The organism is Streptomyces sp. NBC_00247 (genome assembly GCF_036188265.1).
Lineage (GTDB): Bacteria > Actinomycetota > Actinomycetes > Streptomycetales > Streptomycetaceae > Streptomyces.
Map to the genome: position 1 here is coordinate 7125549 of NZ_CP108093.1, position 15852 is coordinate 7141400.

General features: G+C 72.6%; 13 protein-coding genes. 7 read left to right on the forward strand and 6 right to left on the reverse strand.

Going from position 1 to position 15852, the window contains the following annotated elements; all coding sequences use genetic code 11:
* Window positions 1-18: 18 nt before the first annotated feature.
* Window positions 19-984 carry a D-2-hydroxyacid dehydrogenase family protein gene (locus OHT52_RS30415; protein ID WP_328723389.1) on the forward strand — a complete coding sequence of 322 codons (966 nt, stop codon included), beginning with the start codon at window positions 19-21 and terminating at the stop codon, window positions 982-984.
* Window positions 985-1067: 83 nt separating this feature from the next.
* Here the strand turns inward: OHT52_RS30415 and OHT52_RS30420 are convergent, their stop codons facing one another.
* Window positions 1068-2183, reverse strand: a complete 1116-nt coding sequence (locus OHT52_RS30420) for a baeRF3 domain-containing protein (protein WP_328723390.1) — start codon at window positions 2181-2183, stop codon at window positions 1068-1070.
* Between the two features lie 168 nt (window positions 2184-2351).
* On the opposite strand from OHT52_RS30420, the gene OHT52_RS30425 reads away from it, so the two are divergent.
* Together OHT52_RS30425 and glsA are read left to right on the forward strand one after the other, a co-directional pair.
* Window positions 2352-2864: a DUF1269 domain-containing protein gene (locus OHT52_RS30425; protein ID WP_328723391.1), complete on the forward strand. Its 513-nt coding sequence runs from the start codon at window positions 2352-2354 to the stop codon at window positions 2862-2864.
* 155 nt (window positions 2865-3019) lie between these two features.
* A complete protein-coding gene (gene glsA / locus OHT52_RS30430; protein ID WP_328723989.1) occupies window positions 3020-4360 on the forward strand; it encodes a glutaminase A in 1341 nt (446 codons plus the stop codon).
* Between the two features lie 73 nt (window positions 4361-4433).
* On the opposite strand, the gene OHT52_RS30435 is transcribed toward glsA, so the two are convergent.
* The gene (locus OHT52_RS30435) at window positions 4434-5267 is read right to left on the reverse strand and encodes an endonuclease I family protein (RefSeq protein ID WP_328723392.1); all 834 of its coding nucleotides are present in this window, start codon (window positions 5265-5267) and stop codon (window positions 4434-4436) included.
* Window positions 5268-5653: 386 nt separating this feature from the next.
* On the opposite strand from OHT52_RS30435, the gene OHT52_RS30440 reads away from it, so the two are divergent.
* Window positions 5654-5878, forward strand: a complete 225-nt coding sequence (locus OHT52_RS30440; protein ID WP_328723393.1) for a hypothetical protein — start codon at window positions 5654-5656, stop codon at window positions 5876-5878.
* Window positions 5879-5947: 69 nt separating this feature from the next.
* On the forward strand, window positions 5948-7123 hold the full coding sequence (locus OHT52_RS30445) for a methyltransferase (RefSeq protein WP_328723394.1): 1176 nt from the start codon (window positions 5948-5950) through the stop codon (window positions 7121-7123).
* A 204-nt stretch (window positions 7124-7327) separates the two neighbouring features.
* Here the strand turns inward: OHT52_RS30445 and OHT52_RS30450 are convergent, their stop codons facing one another.
* From OHT52_RS30450 to OHT52_RS30465, 4 genes are all read right to left on the reverse strand, one after another.
* Complete coding sequence (locus OHT52_RS30450) at window positions 7328-7996, reverse strand: response regulator transcription factor (protein WP_328723395.1); 669 nt, start codon at window positions 7994-7996, stop codon at window positions 7328-7330.
* A complete protein-coding gene (locus OHT52_RS30455) occupies window positions 7993-9243 on the reverse strand; it encodes a sensor histidine kinase (protein ID WP_328723396.1) in 1251 nt (416 codons plus the stop codon). The genes OHT52_RS30450 and OHT52_RS30455 overlap by 4 nt, the downstream gene beginning before the upstream one ends.
* Before the next feature lie 123 nt (window positions 9244-9366).
* Complete coding sequence (locus OHT52_RS30460; protein WP_328723397.1) at window positions 9367-11694, reverse strand: MMPL family transporter; 2328 nt, start codon at window positions 11692-11694, stop codon at window positions 9367-9369.
* 349 nt (window positions 11695-12043) lie between these two features.
* Window positions 12044-12328: a hypothetical protein gene (locus OHT52_RS30465; RefSeq protein WP_328723398.1), complete on the reverse strand. Its 285-nt coding sequence runs from the start codon at window positions 12326-12328 to the stop codon at window positions 12044-12046.
* A gap of 144 nt (window positions 12329-12472) precedes the next feature.
* Here OHT52_RS30465 and OHT52_RS30470 point away from each other — a divergent pair, with 144 nt between their 5' ends.
* Window positions 12473-13360, forward strand: a complete 888-nt coding sequence (locus tag OHT52_RS30470) for an oxygenase MpaB family protein (RefSeq protein ID WP_328723399.1) — start codon at window positions 12473-12475, stop codon at window positions 13358-13360.
* Window positions 13361-13386: 26 nt separating this feature from the next.
* Window positions 13387-15633, forward strand: a complete 2247-nt coding sequence (locus OHT52_RS30475; RefSeq protein WP_328723400.1) for a serine/threonine-protein kinase — start codon at window positions 13387-13389, stop codon at window positions 15631-15633.
* Window positions 15634-15852: the final 219 nt, after the last annotated feature.

The following is a 15852-nucleotide window of genomic DNA, read 5'->3' on the forward strand; positions in this document are numbered from 1 at the left end:
CTCAGGAGAGCCGAACCGATGACACTGCGCTGCGCCGTACTCGACGACTACCAGTCCGTCTCCACCACGGCCGCCGACTGGTCCCCGCTGGCAGGCCGGGTGGACATCGTCCCCTTCCCGCAACACTTCGCCACCGAGGACGAACTCGCCGCGGCGATCGAGAACTTCGACATCGTCGTGACCCTGCGCGAACGCGTCCCCTTCCCGGCGCGCCTGCTCGACCGGCTGCCGAGGCTGCGCCTCCTCGTCGCCTCCGGCATGCGCAACACCGTCATCGACCACGCGGCCGCCGCGCGCAAGGGAGTCACCGTGTGCGGGACCGCCAGCTCCTTCGCCCCGCCGGTCGAACTCACCTGGGCCCTGCTGCTGGGCCTCGCCCGCGGACTCGTCCCGGAGGCTACCGCGCTGCGCGCCGGGGGACCCTGGCAGTCGAGCGTCGGCGCCGACCTGCACGGGCGGCGCCTGGGGCTGCTCGGACTCGGCAGGATCGGCAGCCGGGTCGCCGCGGTCGGGCTCGCCTTCGGCATGGACGTGATCGCCTGGAGCCCGAACCTGACCGACGAGCGGGCGGCAGAGGTGGGCACGCGACTCGCCGCCTCCAAGGAGGAACTGCTCGCCACCAGCGACTTCGTCTCCGTCCATCTGGCGCTGGGCGAGCGGAGCAGGGGCCTGATCGGCGCCCCGGAGCTGGCGCTGATGGGCCCGGACGCCTACCTCGTCAACACCTCCAGAGCCGCCATCGTCGACCAGGACGCCCTGCTCGCGGCCCTGCACGCCGGAACCATCGCGGGCGCCGCCGTCGACGTCTTCGACACCGAGCCCCTCCCGGCGGACCATCCGATGCGCACCGCGCCGCGCCTGCTGGCCACCCCGCACCTGGGGTACGTCTCCCGCGCCAACTACGCGCGCTACTACGGCGAAGCGGTCGAGAACATCGAGGCGTACCTCGCGGGCGCACCGGTCCGGCTCCTGAGCCGTGTCTGACCGTTCCCGCCGATCCGCCGCCGCCCACGGTCGGACACGGCCCCTGGGGCGTGAGCCGGACCGGGCCGGTCGCGGGGCAGTGCTCAGTAGCGCAGCACCGCCGCGATCCGGTGGTGCTCGTTCAGGGTGTCGTCCGGGAGGAACACGACCTCGGCCCCGCTGTCGAGGGCGGCTTCGACGAGTTCGTCCACCACGTCCTCGCGTACCGTCTCGTCGCCCGGGGCCACCTCCTCGTCACCGAGGGGCACGAGGTGCCCCTCGGTCAGCCGCGCCGTCTCCTGGAAGTGTTCCTCCACCACGACCAGCCCGGCGCGGCCCTCCCGCACGGCGGTCCACACCTCGTCGAGCCCGCCCGCGAAGGTCTTGGCCCCGCGCGCACCGTCCAGCCGGGCGCGCACCTCGCCGGCGCGGCGTTCCGCGTGCTCCGCCATCGCCGTACCGAGTTCCGCCAGCAGGGCAGCCGGCGTGATGTCGGCGGGCGCCCCCTTGGCGACCCGGCCGACGGCCGCGTGGGCGCCTTCGCCGGCGTCGTCCAGGAGCGCGAGCGCGGGCGGCAGGCCGACCAGGTACAGGGGACGCGGGTCGGCGGCGAGTACGGCGCGCAGTTTCTCGTCCGCCGTACGGAAGAACTGGCGGGTCTCCTCGTCGGTGTACGTGCTCGGGGTGTCCCCGATCCGCTCCATCCGCTGCGGATTGGGTGCCTCGCTGGGGGCGGTCAGCGGGAAACCCCCCTTCTCCTCCAGGTGCACGGAGTCCGCCGTGCCGCCCCAGAGGGCCGCGTGGTCGGCGGCGACGGTCAGCGCCCAGTACGGCTGCGACTGCGCCTTGGCCGCGACCAGGTTGCGGGTCAGATAGGTGTCGCTCAGCACCACCCGCTCGGGGGCGGTACGGGGCAACTGCCAGATCTGGTACTCCTCCGTGCTCACGAGGAGCACCAGGGATTCCAGAGCCCTGCGCGCGTCCACCTCGGCGACCGCCCGGTCCAGCTGCGCCCGCAGCGCGGCGGCGGTCTCGCGCGACACCCGCGGATCGGCCTCCAGCCGGCTCGTCGCCCCGGCGACCAGATTGCGCAGCCGTACGGCGTCCTGGGCGTTGTCCGGAGCGCGGCGATGCGTGGGCATCGTCAGGGACAGGACCGGATAGGTGCGGGTCGTCCGCAATTCCTTGAGCACTCCGGTGGTCAGGGCGTCCGTGTCCATCGTTCCCTCCCAGGGGTTCGATTCCGGTGGAGGGCCGGCGCGGCGTGCCGCGGGGCCCGGGCCGTTCCCCGCTCCAGGTGACGGAAGGCCCGACGAGTCAATTCATACCTTTTGATCCTAATATGGGCCAATTAGTAGATGTCGCGCTCGTGCTCGGGAGGCAGCGGTATGTCCACCCTCACCGTGTGGAAGTTCCGGACGGCGGACGCCGCGGAGGACGTGGAGGCGTCGCTCACGTCCCTGCAGAAGGAAGGGCTGATCAGGATCATCGATGCGGCGGTGGTCAGCTGGCCCGCCGGCCGCGCGAAGCCCCGTACCCGACAGCTGCGCAGTCTGGTCGGCGCGGGGGCTCTCGGCGGCACCTTCTGGGGAATGCTCTTCGGGCTGCTCTTCCTGATGCCGCTGCTCGGCGCGGCCATCGGCGCCGCAGCCGGGGCGCTGGGCGGCAAGCTCGCCGACGTGGGGATCGACGACGACTTCATCGACGAGGTCAAGGAGCAGGTCACGCCCGGGACTTCCGCGCTCTTCCTGCTCACCGTGGACGAGGTCACCGACCGCATCGGCGCCGAGCTCCCCGGCGGTGGCGCCGAGCTGCTCCACAGCAACCTGGACGCGGCGAGCGAGGAGAGGCTCCGCAGCGTCTTCGCCGAGGGCCCCGGAGCCACCGACGGGGACAGGTGAGTCCGGCCGGCGCGGAGCCGCCCGGGGCGCGGTCGGCGTCGGGGGAGCGGCTCGGGGCGCGGTCCGGGGAGCCGTTTCCCTCGGACGGCGCCGGACCGGGGGCCGCCGGTGCGGTGACCGTCGCCCTCGGCGAGCTGCGGGCGCGGTTCGCGGGGATGAGGCAGGGCGAAGTGGCCTCGTACATCCCCGAGTTGTCCCGGGTCGACCCGGACGCCTTCGGACTCGCCCTGGTCAGCATGGACGGTCACGTCTACAGCGCGGGCGAGGCGCGTACCCCCTTCACCGTGCAGTCCGTCTCCAAGCCGTTCGTCTACGCCTTGGCGCTGGCCGAGCTGGGGCTGGACGAGGTGTCGGCCTGGGTCGGGTCGGAGCCCAGCGGTGAGGCGTTCAACGCCATCAACCTGGAGCGTGGAACCGGCCGGCCGGCCAACGCCATGGTCAACGCGGGAGCGCTGGTCGCCTCCTCGCTGGTCCCGGACACCCCGGAGCATCCGCGGTTCGAGCGCATCCTGACGTTCCTGGGCCGGTTCGCGGGACGGGCCCTGGACGTCGACGAGGCGGTGTACCGCTCCGAGTCCGCGACCGGTGACCGCAATCGGGCGCTCGCCTACCTCGTCCGCAGCGCCGGAGGGCTTCCCGTCGATCCGGTCACCGCCACCGGGACGTACTTCCGGCAGTGCGCGGTACGGGTGACCGCCGTGGATCTCGCGGTCATGGCGGCCACCCTGGCGCACGGCGGTGTCAACCCGGTGACGGAGGACCGGGTCGTGTCCGAGGAGGTGGCGGCCCAGGTACTGGCCGTCATGGCCACCTGCGGGATGTACGACGCGTCGGGGGAGTGGCTGCTGCGCGTGGGACTGCCGGCCAAGAGCGGGGTCTCGGGCGGTCTGATCGCCGCCGGGCCCGCGCGATTCGGGCTCGCCGCCTACAGCCCGCCGCTCGATGCCGCGGGGACCTCGGTGCGCGGGCGGGCCGCTTTCGCCGCCCTCTCGGAACGCCTCGGACTCCATCTGATGCTCAACCCCGCGCTGCCCGGGTCCACCGTCACACTCGTCACCACGGGCGAGGACCCGCCGCCCGGCGGCGGCCGGGCGGCGGAGGGGCGAGTGGCGGTCGTGGCCGCTCAGGGATCGCTGGACTTCACCGCCGCCGAACGGGTGCTGTACGGACTCGACGAGGCCGGCTCCGGCGGCGCCCCGTCCGTGGTGCTGGATCTGCGGCAGGTGAACGGGATCGAGCCGGTGGCGTACGCGATGCTCCGGCAGGGGCTGGCCCGGCTGGAGCGGGCGGGCCACCACGTGGCCCTGGTCGATCCGGCCGGGCGGCTGGGCGCCCCGTACGGCGTCGGCGCCGCGCCCGGTGACGGATTCCCGGCTTCCGCCGGTGGTGCGCGGCCGGGGGACGACGGCCCGCCGTCCGCCGGACCGCCGAACTTTCCCTCGCGCGACGAGGCGGTGGCGCGGTGTGCGCGGGAGGACGGCGAGCGGGGGACCTGAACGGCGAGCCCGCTGCCCGGCCGTGTTCCGGGCCGCCACCGGCCGATGGCGGCGCCGGCCCGGAACGGCGGGTCTACCAGATCGACTCGACCCATTCCGGGTGGTCGATGAACGGGTTCCGGTTGTGCTGGTACTGGGTGTATATGACCTCGTTGCGGTTCTTCTCGAACGCGCTCGGCGGGTCCTCCTGGCTCCATTCCTTCAGTACGGAGAGCTTGCCGATGTTCGGCGCCGAGCCGTTGTTCACCTTCTCGTTGGGCTCCAGGTCGGCCCAGGCGTCGTCGCCCTCGTAGCGCACCGCCATGTAGAGGATCATCCGCGCGACGTCACCCTTGTCGGCGTCGCGGGGTTCGAAGGAGTCGCCGTCGGTGTAGTTGCCCGGAGCGCCGGACACCTGACTGCCGCCGTTGTCGAAGTCCTTGTTGCCCCGGATGGAGTTGACCTGGACGTCGGCCGGCCGCAGATGGTGCAGGTCGGTACCGGGGCCGGTCGCCGTACCGAAGTCGCCGTGCGACTTGGCCCAGACGTGCTCACGGTTCCACTGGCCGACGTTCCCGCCGTTGTCGTCCTCGGACTGGGACTCGCCGGTGTACAGAAGGATGACGTTGTCCGGGTCGGTGGGGTCCTCGTCGGTGTCCTTCAGCGCCTCCCAGACCTGGCTGTAGGAGACCTTGGTCTGGCTGCTGATGATGGTGTGCAGGGCTGCCTTGAGGGCGGTGCCGGACTTGCCGAGGGCGTTGGCGTAGTAGGTGTCGTCCAGGGTGGTAGTGGGCGCCACCGCCGCGACGGACGCCGGGGTGCTGTCGGCGGGAGCGGCCGGGGCGGCCGCGCCGGTGCCGGCGAGAACGGCGACGGAGGCGAGGGCGGCCAGGAGTGGACGCGCGTAGATTTTTGGCTGACGGGACATGTGGGGTGTCCTCTCCGGGACGGGAAGGGCTGCGGCCACCCTCTGATTCGTGGGGGAGGGAGGGGATGCGGCAGTCATCTGAAGGGCGATCTGTTCGGCAGCCTTCCATGCGCGCCGTACTCCATGCATGAACGGAAAGTAATCATCATGTGCAGGTCAAGTGATGGCCGGTCCCGTCGGCCCCTGCCGCATCAGAAGTCGCACCCGTCGGGCCCGCATCCCTCGGCGCATCACGCGGGGAGTTGGCGCTCGGGTCCGTCGAGTCCGCTTCCGTCGAGTTCGCTTCCGTCGTGCGCGGCGGAGGCTCCCGTGGCGGCGGCCCTGGCGGCCTCGGATGCGCGTGTCGCGTCGCGGCGCGAGAATTGGCGAAAGGACGAGGAGGCGGCATGAGCCAAGATCCCGAATCCATATACCTCACGCGTGACGCACAGGCGATCACGCGTGAGGAGGTCACGCCGGACCGGCTGCTCCACACCGGAGCGGTGGACCATCCCAGTCCGGAGGACCTGGTCCTCGCGTCGGGCCGGGACGTCACACCGGCGAGTCTGGAATGGGCCAGGCGCACACTCGCGGAGGAGGGCCGTTCGGCCATCGACAAGCGCCTGCCCTGAGGCCGACGGGCTCCGGGACGGGGCGCCCGGCACGGCGGGTGCTCCTTCCCGGGTTAGCCTGAACGCACAATGAACTGTTTGACGACGTCACAGGGCCCCGTCGACCTGGCCCGTTTCCCCGAGCACCCGCGCGACCCCTTCCGCGCCTGGGACGCCGCCGACGAGTACCTCCTCAATCGACTGGACGGCCCGGCGGAACCCGGTGAAGCCGGACCGGCCGGCCCGGTCGATCTCTCCGGCACCGTCGTGGTGGTGGGCGACCGCTGGGGCGCGCTCTCCACGGTGCTGGCGCGGCACCGGCCCGTACAGATCTCGGACTCCTTCCTGGCCCAAAGCGCCACCCGCGCGAACCTCGCCCGCAACGGCGTCGACCCCGGGGAGGTGCGTCTGCTGTCGTCGCGCGACACTCCGCCGGACCGGATCGACGTCCTGCTCGTACGCGTGCCCAAGAGCCTGGCGTTCCTGGAAGACCAGCTGCACCGTCTCGCGCCTTCTCTCCACGAGGGCACCGTGGTCATCGGCGCGGGCATGGTCAAGGAGATCCACACCTCCACCCTCAAGCTCTTCGAGCGCATCGTCGGCCCGACCCGCACCTCGCTCGCGGTCCGCAAAGCCCGGCTGATCTTCTCCACCCCCGACCCGGCTCCGGCGAGTACGCCCAGCCCCTGGCCGCTGCGGTACGAACTGCCCACGGACATCGGGACCGCCGCGGGCCGCACGGTCGTCAACCACGCCGGCATCTTCTGCGCCGAGCGGCTCGACATCGGCACCCGCTTCTTCCTGAAGCACCTGCCCACGCGCTCCGGCCCCGACCGGGTCGTCGACCTCGGCTGCGGCAACGGCGTCGTCGGCCTCGCGGCGGCGCTCGCCAACCCCGACGCCTCCGTCCTCTTCACGGACGAGTCGTACCAGGCCGTCGCCTCCGCCGAGGAGACCTTCCGGGCCGGTACGGAGCCTGGCCGCGAGGCGTCCTTCGTCGTCGGCGACGTGCTCACCGACGTGGAGCCGGGCAGCGTGGACCTGGTCCTCACCAATCCGCCGTTCCACTCCCATCTGGCCACCACCGACGCCACCGCCCGGAACATGTTCCACGGCGCGCGCACCGCGCTGCGGCAGGGCGGCGAACTCTGGGTCGTCGGCAACCGACACCTCGGCTACCACACCCAGCTGCGCCGGATCTTCGGCAACTGCACCACCGTCGCGGGTGACCCGAAGTTCGTGGTCCTGCGTGCCGTGAAGCGCTGACGAGGAGAAGACGGAAAGGCCCGGCCGCCGGTGGATTCCAGTGGTCGTCGCAACGCGTGACCTTGCGCCCGCTCGCGGCTCTCTTCGGCCCTCGTGGCCGTCGATCCGCCCGGACCCCGAAGTCCGTCGCATCCTCTGAGCCGGGGTGTTGCGACGACCACCAGAACTCAGGCCGGGAGCCCGGCGCCGGGCTTTCACGCCGGGTCAGGCGGGCGGCCGTACCAGCCCCGTCCGGTAGGCCAGCGCGACCAGCTGCGCCCGGTCGCGGGAGTGCGTCTTCGCGAGCGTGCGGTGGACGTGGGTGCGTACGGTCAGCGGGCTGAGGAACAGCCGTTCGGCGATCTCGTGGTTGGAGAGCCCCTCCGCGACCAGGACCGCCACCTCCCGCTCCCGGGGGGTGAGCCCGCCGAGCGCGTCCGCGTCGGCGGGCGGCGAGGGTGGCGGCATCCCGACGAACGAGGCGATCAGCGAACGGGTCGCCACCGGCGACAGGAGCGCCTCTCCCGCGGCCACGGTCCTGATCGCGTCGAGCAGGGTGTCGGGGTCCGCGTCCTTCCCGAGGAAGCCGCTCGCCCCGGCGCGCAGTGCGCGGGCCACGTACTCGTCGGTCTCGAAGGTGGTCAGGATCAGGACCCGGGTGGGGGCCAGGTCCGGGTCCGCGCAGATGGCCTCGGTGGCCGCCAGACCGTCGGTTCCCGGCATACGGATGTCCATCAGGACCACGTCGGGGCGATGAGTGCGCACCGCTCCGACCGCCGCCGCCCCGTCCGACGCTTCGGCGACGACCACGAGATCGTCGGTGGAGTCGATGAGCATGCGGAACGTCGCACGCAGCAGCCCTTGATCGTCCGCCAGCAGAACGGTGCAGGTCATGTGGTGGGGTCCTGTTCGCAAGTGGGGTCGCCGGCGCTCAGCTCGCCCGGCAGCAGAGGGAGTTCCGCCACCACCGCGAAGCCGGCTCCCCGGCGTCCTGCCGTCAGCGTGCCGCCGACGAGCTGGGCCCGCTCGTACATGCCGAGCAGCCCGAACCCCGAGGGCGCCCCGGCCGGTGTTCGCGGGCGTTCCTGGGTTCCGGTGGGGCCGTCGTCCGTGACGGTCAGCACGATGCGGTCGCGGTGGTAGCGCAACGTCACGGTAGCCGCATCGGTGTGCGCGTGTTTGGCCGCGTTCGTCAGAGCCTCCTGGACGATCCGGTACGCGGTGAGGCCGACCCCGGACGAGACCGGGAGCGGGTCCCCCTCGGTGCGCAGGGCCACCCGGAGTCCCGCCGGCGCGAACGACTCCGTGAGCTCGGGCAGATCCTCCAGGCCCGGAGCCGGTTCGAGAGGCGAGTCCGTGTCACCGGCCTCCCGGAGCACCGCCACGGTCGCCTTGAGCTCGCGCAGTGCCGACGAGGTGGTGCCCGCGAGCTCTTCGAGCACCCGGGTGACTCGCGGGTCGGGGTTGCGGCGGGCGAGATACGCGGCGGTGCCCGCCTGCGCGTTCGCCAGAGTCATGTGGTGGGCGACGACGTCGTGCAGGTCGCGCGCGATGCGGATGCGTTCCTCGTCCACCCGTCGCCTGGCCTCCTCCTCGCGGGTCCGCTCGGCGAACACGGCCCGTGCCTCCACCGCTTCGAGGTACGCCCGGCGCAGCTGGACGGCGCCTCCCACATAGGGCATCAGCAGCAGCCAGGCGACCGGGTTGACGGCCTGGAGCACGAAGGAGTAGTTCGCCGTGTCCTCGAACAGCGACACACCCACCAGCAGCAGGGCCACTGCGGCCGCCCAGCGGAAGGCCTCGTGCCGGTCCTCGTCCCGTGCGAGCCAGTAGAGCGACGCCATCAGCGGGCCGAGGACCAGGGGCGTCAGGAGGAACCCCAGACCAGTGGCACCGGCAGCGCACACGGCGGTGACCCCCACCGTCGCACGCGGGTGTTGCCGGTGGGCCATCAGGGCCAGGCTTCCCGCACCGCCGAGCACCGCCCCCCAGACCCACTGACTGCCGTCGTCCGGATGCGTACTGGTGATGACACCCCCGGTGACCGTCACCACGAACAGGAAGAGCGCGAGCACGGCGTCGGCCAGGGTGCGCCGCCGCACGAGTCGCTCCCAGCGCGCGACGAGGGCCCGAGCCTTCATCGGCGTCCTCCTTCTGGCTGTCCGTCTCATCGTGATCTCTTTCGTACGCGGTCGCGAGCGGGCTGCCCGTGTCGTGGGGGACACGGGCAGCCTTGAATCGGCGGGGACGGACCCCAGGGGTTCTCAGACGCCGGCGGGTTGCCGCTCCGACGGCTCCGTGGAGTCCGGCCTCGGCGCTCCGGCCGCGCCGGTGAGCTTCTCGCCTTCCACGTCGACCATCGGCAGAATCCTCGCCAGCGGCTGCGGCAGCCACCAGGCCCACCGCCCGAGGAGCGCGAGTACCGCCGGTACGAAGGCCATCCGGACGACGAGCGCGTCGAAGAGCACGGCGATCGCCAGACCGAATCCGATCGTCTTGATCATCGACTCGTCCGCGGTGACGAAGCCGGCGAAGACCGACATCATGATCAGCGCGGCGGCGACGACCACCCTGCCGCTGGCGCGGAACCCGCTGACGACTGCTTGCTTCGGGCTCTCGCCGTGCACGTACGACTCGCGGATGCGGGAGACGAGGAAGACCTCGTAGTCCATCGCCAGGCCGAAGACGATGCCCACCAGGAAGATCGGCATCATGCTCATGATCGGTCCGGCCTGTTCCACACCCAGCAGCTCCGCGCCCCAGCCCCACTGGAAGACGGCGACCACGGCACCCAGCGCCGCCAGCACCGACAGGAGGAATCCGAGCGTGGCCTTGAGAGGTACGAGCACCGAGCGGAAGACCACCATCAGCAACAGCAGGGCGAGTCCGACGATCAGGATCAGATAGGGAACGAGGGCGTCCTGGATCTTCTGCGCGACGTCGATGTTCAGCGCGGTCGTCCCGGTCACCTCGAAGGTGGCTCCGGTGCCGGCCTCGATCGGAGCCCGGTCGCCGCGGATGGTGCCGACGAGTTCGACGGTGGCCGTGTCGGTGGGGCTGGTGGACGGCACCGCCGACAGGACCGCGGTGTCACCGGCCTCGTTGAAGCGGGGCGCGGACACCGACTCCACGCCGTCCGTTCCGGCCAGCCGGTCGTGGATGTCCGTCACCGCGCTGCGGGGATCGGCCGAGCCCTGGGCGTCCACGACGATGGTGAGCGGCCCGTTGAAGCCGGGGCCGAAGCCCTCGGCCAGCGCGTCGTACGCCCGGCGTTCGGTGGAGGAGACGGACTTCGACTCGGCGCCCGGCATGCCCAGTTGCAGATCCAGTACGGGCAGGGCGATCACCCCGAGCCCGATCACCGACGCGATCAGGACCGGAAGCGGCCGGCGGGTGACGAAGCGCGCCCAGCGGCTGCCACCGTTGTTCCTGGGCGCCGCGTGGACGTCCTCGGCAGACGCGGCGGCGACGGCTCCGTCGGCGGCCCGCACGGCGGCACGCCGACGGGCGTGACGCCCCGCACCGGAGGCGGAGCCGCGCAGGGCCGCCTTCCTGGCGTTCCGTGCCACCTTGCGCAGACGGCGGGGCAGTACGGCGTTCGGCCAGAAGCCGAGGAGCGCGGGGACCAGGGTGAGCGCGACCACGATGCTGACGGCGACCGCGCCCGCCGCGGCGAAGCCCATGGTGGTCAGGGTGGGAATACCGACGACGAACAGGCCCGCCAGGGCGATGATCACGGTGAGTCCGGCGAAGACGACCGCGGAGCCGGCCGTCCCGACCGCCATCCCAGTGGCTTCACGGGCCGTGCGGCCCTTACCGCGCTCCTCGCGGTAGCGGGAGACGACGAACAGGGCGTAGTCGATGCCGACCGCGAGGCCGAGCATGGACGCCAGCGAGCTGGTCGACGAGGAGAGGCCGAACGTACTGGCCAGCGCCCCGATCGCCAGGACGGACACGCCGACACCGACGACGGCGGTCAGCAGCGGCAGACCGGCCGCGACCAGCGAACCGAACGTGATCACCAGTACCAGGGCGGCCACGAGCACACCGATCCCCTCGGCGGGTCCGCCCGCCTCCACCTGGTCCGCGAGGGCGTCGCCACCCACCTCGACGGTCATCCCGCTCGCACGGGCCTCGTCGATCGCGTCCTGGACGGGCGCCTTCTCCGCGTCGGTGAGATCGTTCGCGGTCTCCTTGAACGTCACCGTGGCGTAGGCGGTACCACCGTCCTCGCTGACGGCCCCGGCCGCGAACGGATCGACGGCCGACGCGACCGCTCCGGCGTCGGCGGCCTCGGACACCACGTCCTCGACGACCGCCCGGTTCCCGGCACTGGTGACGAGCTGCCCGTCCGGGGCGACGAACACCACGCGGGCGGTGGCCCCGTCCGAGGCGGCGCCGGGGAAGCGCTCCGCCATCAGGTCGTACGCCTGCTGGGACTCGATCCCCGGCATGGTGGTGGTGGAGTCCTCCGCCTGCGGGGCGACGGCCGAACCGACCGCGGCGCCGACCAGGACCAACCCCCACAGGGCGATCACGAGCAGGCGCCGATGAAAGGCCCCGAGGCCAAGGCGGTACAGGAGACTGGCCACGGTGACGGGCCTTCCGGTTGGAGTCGTGGGGACTCCTCCACTCTCTCCGGGCACGCGTCGGAGGGCGTCGTGCGTCTGCCGTCATCCGCCCTACTGCGCTGGTGGTACGTGCCGGGCGGGCGTCGTCCCGACGCATGGCCCCCCGCGCGTGATTCCGGGGCCCGGGCCGTCCTGCCTCAGCCGAGAGCCTTCCGCCCGAACCATGAGGGAACCCCGTGTACGGCCGCGCTCCGGGCCCGGGCGGTGCCGACTCGACGGGCGCGGCGCGGAGGAGGCTGCGGCCGGTACGGGCGGGCGGGTTCCGGTGGCCGCTCGGGAGGGGCCGCCGGCCCGGACACGCCGTGGGCAGTTACACCGTCCCGCTGTCGGAGAGCAGCTCCGCCACCGAGAAGCGGCAGTGGAAGTCCTGCCACGCACCCGTCAGCACCAGCAGGAAACCGTCGCCGTGCCGGTACAGTACCCGCCTCCTAGGACTCCCCGGATGCATCGGCCGGAAAGCCTCGGCCCGTACCCGCAGCGCCGCCAGCGCCTCGTCCCGGGTGCCCTCCAGCTGCCCCAGGACCTCCGGCGACCACACCCGGTGCCTACCTCCGAGCCCGAGATTCTGTTCGACGATCAGTCCCCACACGGTCATCCGCTGCCCCGCTCTCCCCGTCGTCGGCGCGACCGCGCCCACCGCCCGTGCGACCCGGTGCACCCGGACCCGCCCGGCGTACCATGGTGCACGATCTTCCGCGCGCCCGGTAGCCGCCCCCGCTCCGAGCTGGAGGCCCACGCGATGAACGATGCCGACCCCGGGATCTTCGGCACCCGTACGGTCACCTGGCAGATGCACGCCGACCCGATGATGTGGGTCGCCGGAGTGCGGGCCCTCTACCTCCAGGCGCTGCACCCGCGCGCCGTAAGGGGCGTCACCCAGAACAGCGACTTCCGCAAAGACGCCTGGGGCCGGCTGCTGCGCACCGCCGACTTCGTGGGCGTCCTCACCTACGGCACCACCGACGAGGCGGAGGAGGCCGGGGCCCGGGTCCGCCGGATCCACAGCCGCATCACGGCCACCGACCCGGTGACCGGCGAGACCTACGGCGTCGGGGAACCCGGATTGCTCCTGTGGGTGCACTGCGCGGAAATCGCCTCCTACCTCGAAGTCCAGCGCCGCTCCGGCTACCCGCTGAGCGACGCGCAGGCCGACCGCTACGTCGACGAACAGCGCCGCAGCGCCCGGCTCGTCGGGCTCGACCCGGCCACCGTCCCCGACACCACCGGCCGGCTCGACGCCTACTTCGACCGGGTCCGGCCCGAACTGGCGGCTTCTGAGGAGGCCGCGGAGGTGGACGACTTCCTGCGCAGCCCGCCCGTCCCCGCACTGCTGGTGCCCGCCCGCGCGGTGGTCTGGAGCCGGGTCGCCGCGCTCGCCTACGACTCCCTGCCGCCGTACGCCCACGAGCTCTACGGCCGCCCCGTCCCGCCCGCCGCCACCGTCGACCGGCGGCTGCGCGCCACCGGCCGGCTCCTGCGGGCCGTACCCGCGCGGCTGCGCCGGAAGTTGCCGCCCCGCCGGATCGAGACCGCGATGGCCCGACTCGGCCCCGGCAGCCGACCCGACCCGCGCCGACTGCCGGGAAGGGCCGCCATACTGGATCCGCCGGGGAGGGCGCGTACGTGACGGAGCGACGGGGGCGAGGGCGGACCATGGCGGAGACCAGGCTGATCCAGGGCCGGTACCAGCTGCTCGATCTGATCGGGCGCGGCGGAATGGGCGAAGTGTGGCGGGCTCGCGACGAGTCGTTGGGCCGCCAGGTCGCCGTCAAATGCCTCAAGCCCTCCGGCCCCCCGCACGACCGCTCTTTCACCCGTGTCCTGCGGGAGCGGTTCCGCCGTGAGGCCCGGGTGGCCGCCGCCCTCCAGCACCGAGGCGTCACCGTCGTCCACGACTTCGGAGAACACGAAGGCGTCCTGTACCTGGTGATGGAACTGCTCGAAGGGCGCAACCTCGGCCAGCTCCTGGAGGACAACGGCAGGCGGGCGCTGCCCGTCGACGACGTGATCGACATCGCCGAACAGATGGCCGACGCCCTGGGCTACACCCACCGGCAGGGCATCGTGCACCGCGACCTGAAGCCCGCCAACATCATGCGGCTCAGCGACGGCACGGTGAAGATCTGCGACTTCGGCATCGCGCGCCTCGCCCAGGACATCGGCTTCACCTCCAAGCTGACCGGTACCGGGATCTCGATGGGCACCCCCCACTACATGTCGCCCGAGCAGATCGGCGGGGTCGGCGTCGACCAGCGCAGCGACCTCTACTCGCTGGGCTGCGTTCTCTACGAAATCGCCACCGGGGTACCGCCGTTCGACCTGGACGACGCCTGGGGCATCCTCGTCGCCCACCGGGACACACCGCCCCGTCCACCGCGCACCCACCGCGCCGCGCTCCCCGAGTTCTTCGAGCGGGTCGTACTCGACCTGCTGGCCAAGTCTCCCGAACAGAGGCCACAGGAAGCGGACTCCGTGCGGCGGCGGATCGTCCTCGCGCGTACCGGAGGCGAGCGGGAGGCCGGCCCGGGCGGACCCCCGTACCTCCTGCCGGCTTCCCGCCCCGCGCTGTCCCCGTCCGCCGGTCCGGGTGAACTGCCCCTCTGGACCCGGTCGATGACGACCGGCCTGCGGGTCGCCGGCACGCGGCACGGAGACGCCGAACCGGTCGACCACGCCGCCGCGCTGACCGGCGCGTGGACGACCGGCGTCCGCCCCCCGGCGCTGCCGGCCCCGAGCGCTGGTGCAACCTCCGGCGCGCTCCGGTCCCTGGCCGCACGCCACGAGGAGGGCCTCGCCCTCTCCCGTCTCGGGCGCTGGGCGGAGGCGGGAGAGATCCACCGAGCGGTCGCGACGGAACGCGCCCGGCTGCTGGGGGCCGCCCATTCCGAGGTACTCGCCGGCCGGTACCAGCGAGGTGTCTGCCTCAGCCGCACCGGGCACGACACCGAGGCGCTGGGAGAGTTCGACCAGGTGGCCGAGGGGCGGGCGAGTGCTCTGGGGCCCGACCACCCCGATACCCTGGCGGCCCGTCAGGAGACGGCGTACGTCCTCGCACGCCTCGGGCGGCACGCGGAGGCGCACCGGGTGTACGCGGCGGTGCTCACCGCCCGGGAGCGCACGGGGGGCCCCGACCACCCGGACACACTGGGCTGCCGCCACGACATGGCGTTCAACCTCGGCCGGCTGGGCCGCACGGACGAGTCGTACCGGATGTCCCGCGAAGTCGCCGACGCGCGCGCCCGGGTCCTCGGCGCAGGCCACCCCGACACCCTCGCGACCCTCTTCGAAGTGGGGTACGCCCTCGGCCGGGCGGGGCGGTGGCAGGAGGCCCTGGACACCTACACGCGGGTCGCGCGGGGCCGGGCCCTCGTGCTGGGCGCCACCCACCCGGAGACGCTCTCCACCCGCCAGGAGATCGGCATCTGCCTCGGCCGCCTCGGACGGGGCACGGAAGCCGCGGAGCTCTACCGCGCCCTCGTGCACGACCGGACCGAAGCGAACGGGCCCGACGATGCGGAGACGCTCCGGGCCCGGCACGGTCTGGGCGTCAGCCTCGGACGCCTGGGCCAGTGGGAAGGGGCGCTGGCCGAGGCGCGTGCGGTCTGCGCCGCACGAGAACGCACTCTGGGCCCCGGCCATCCCGACACCCTCGTGAGCTGTCGCGAGATCGCCGTCTCGCTCGGATGGCTCGGCCGCTGGGCGGAAGCGCTCGTCCTCTACCGGCGGGTCGCCGAGGCCCGTACCCGGGTGCTCGGCGTCGGCCACCCCGACGCGGTGGCGAGCCGCGACGACGAGGCGCGCTGCCTCCAACAGCTGGGCCACTCAGCCGCTTTCACGGAAGCGCCACAGCCCTCGGTGCCGCCCGCGCCGCCCCGACCGGGAGCGTCGCCCCACCGCTGAGCTTCGTCCCACAGTCGAGCTCCGTCCCGCCGTTGGGCGCCGGGCCCTCGCCGAGCGCTACGGCCGCACGGGAGGGAAGTCCGTACCGCGCGGAATCGGCCCGTCCCCGTGGTGCGGGTGAGAAACGGAGCACCTCCCCGGTCGCCGCACGTCACACCCGCGCGTTCCTTCCCCTCCCGGCACGGCCGGATCGCGTCCTACCGCACCTGACGACCCGTC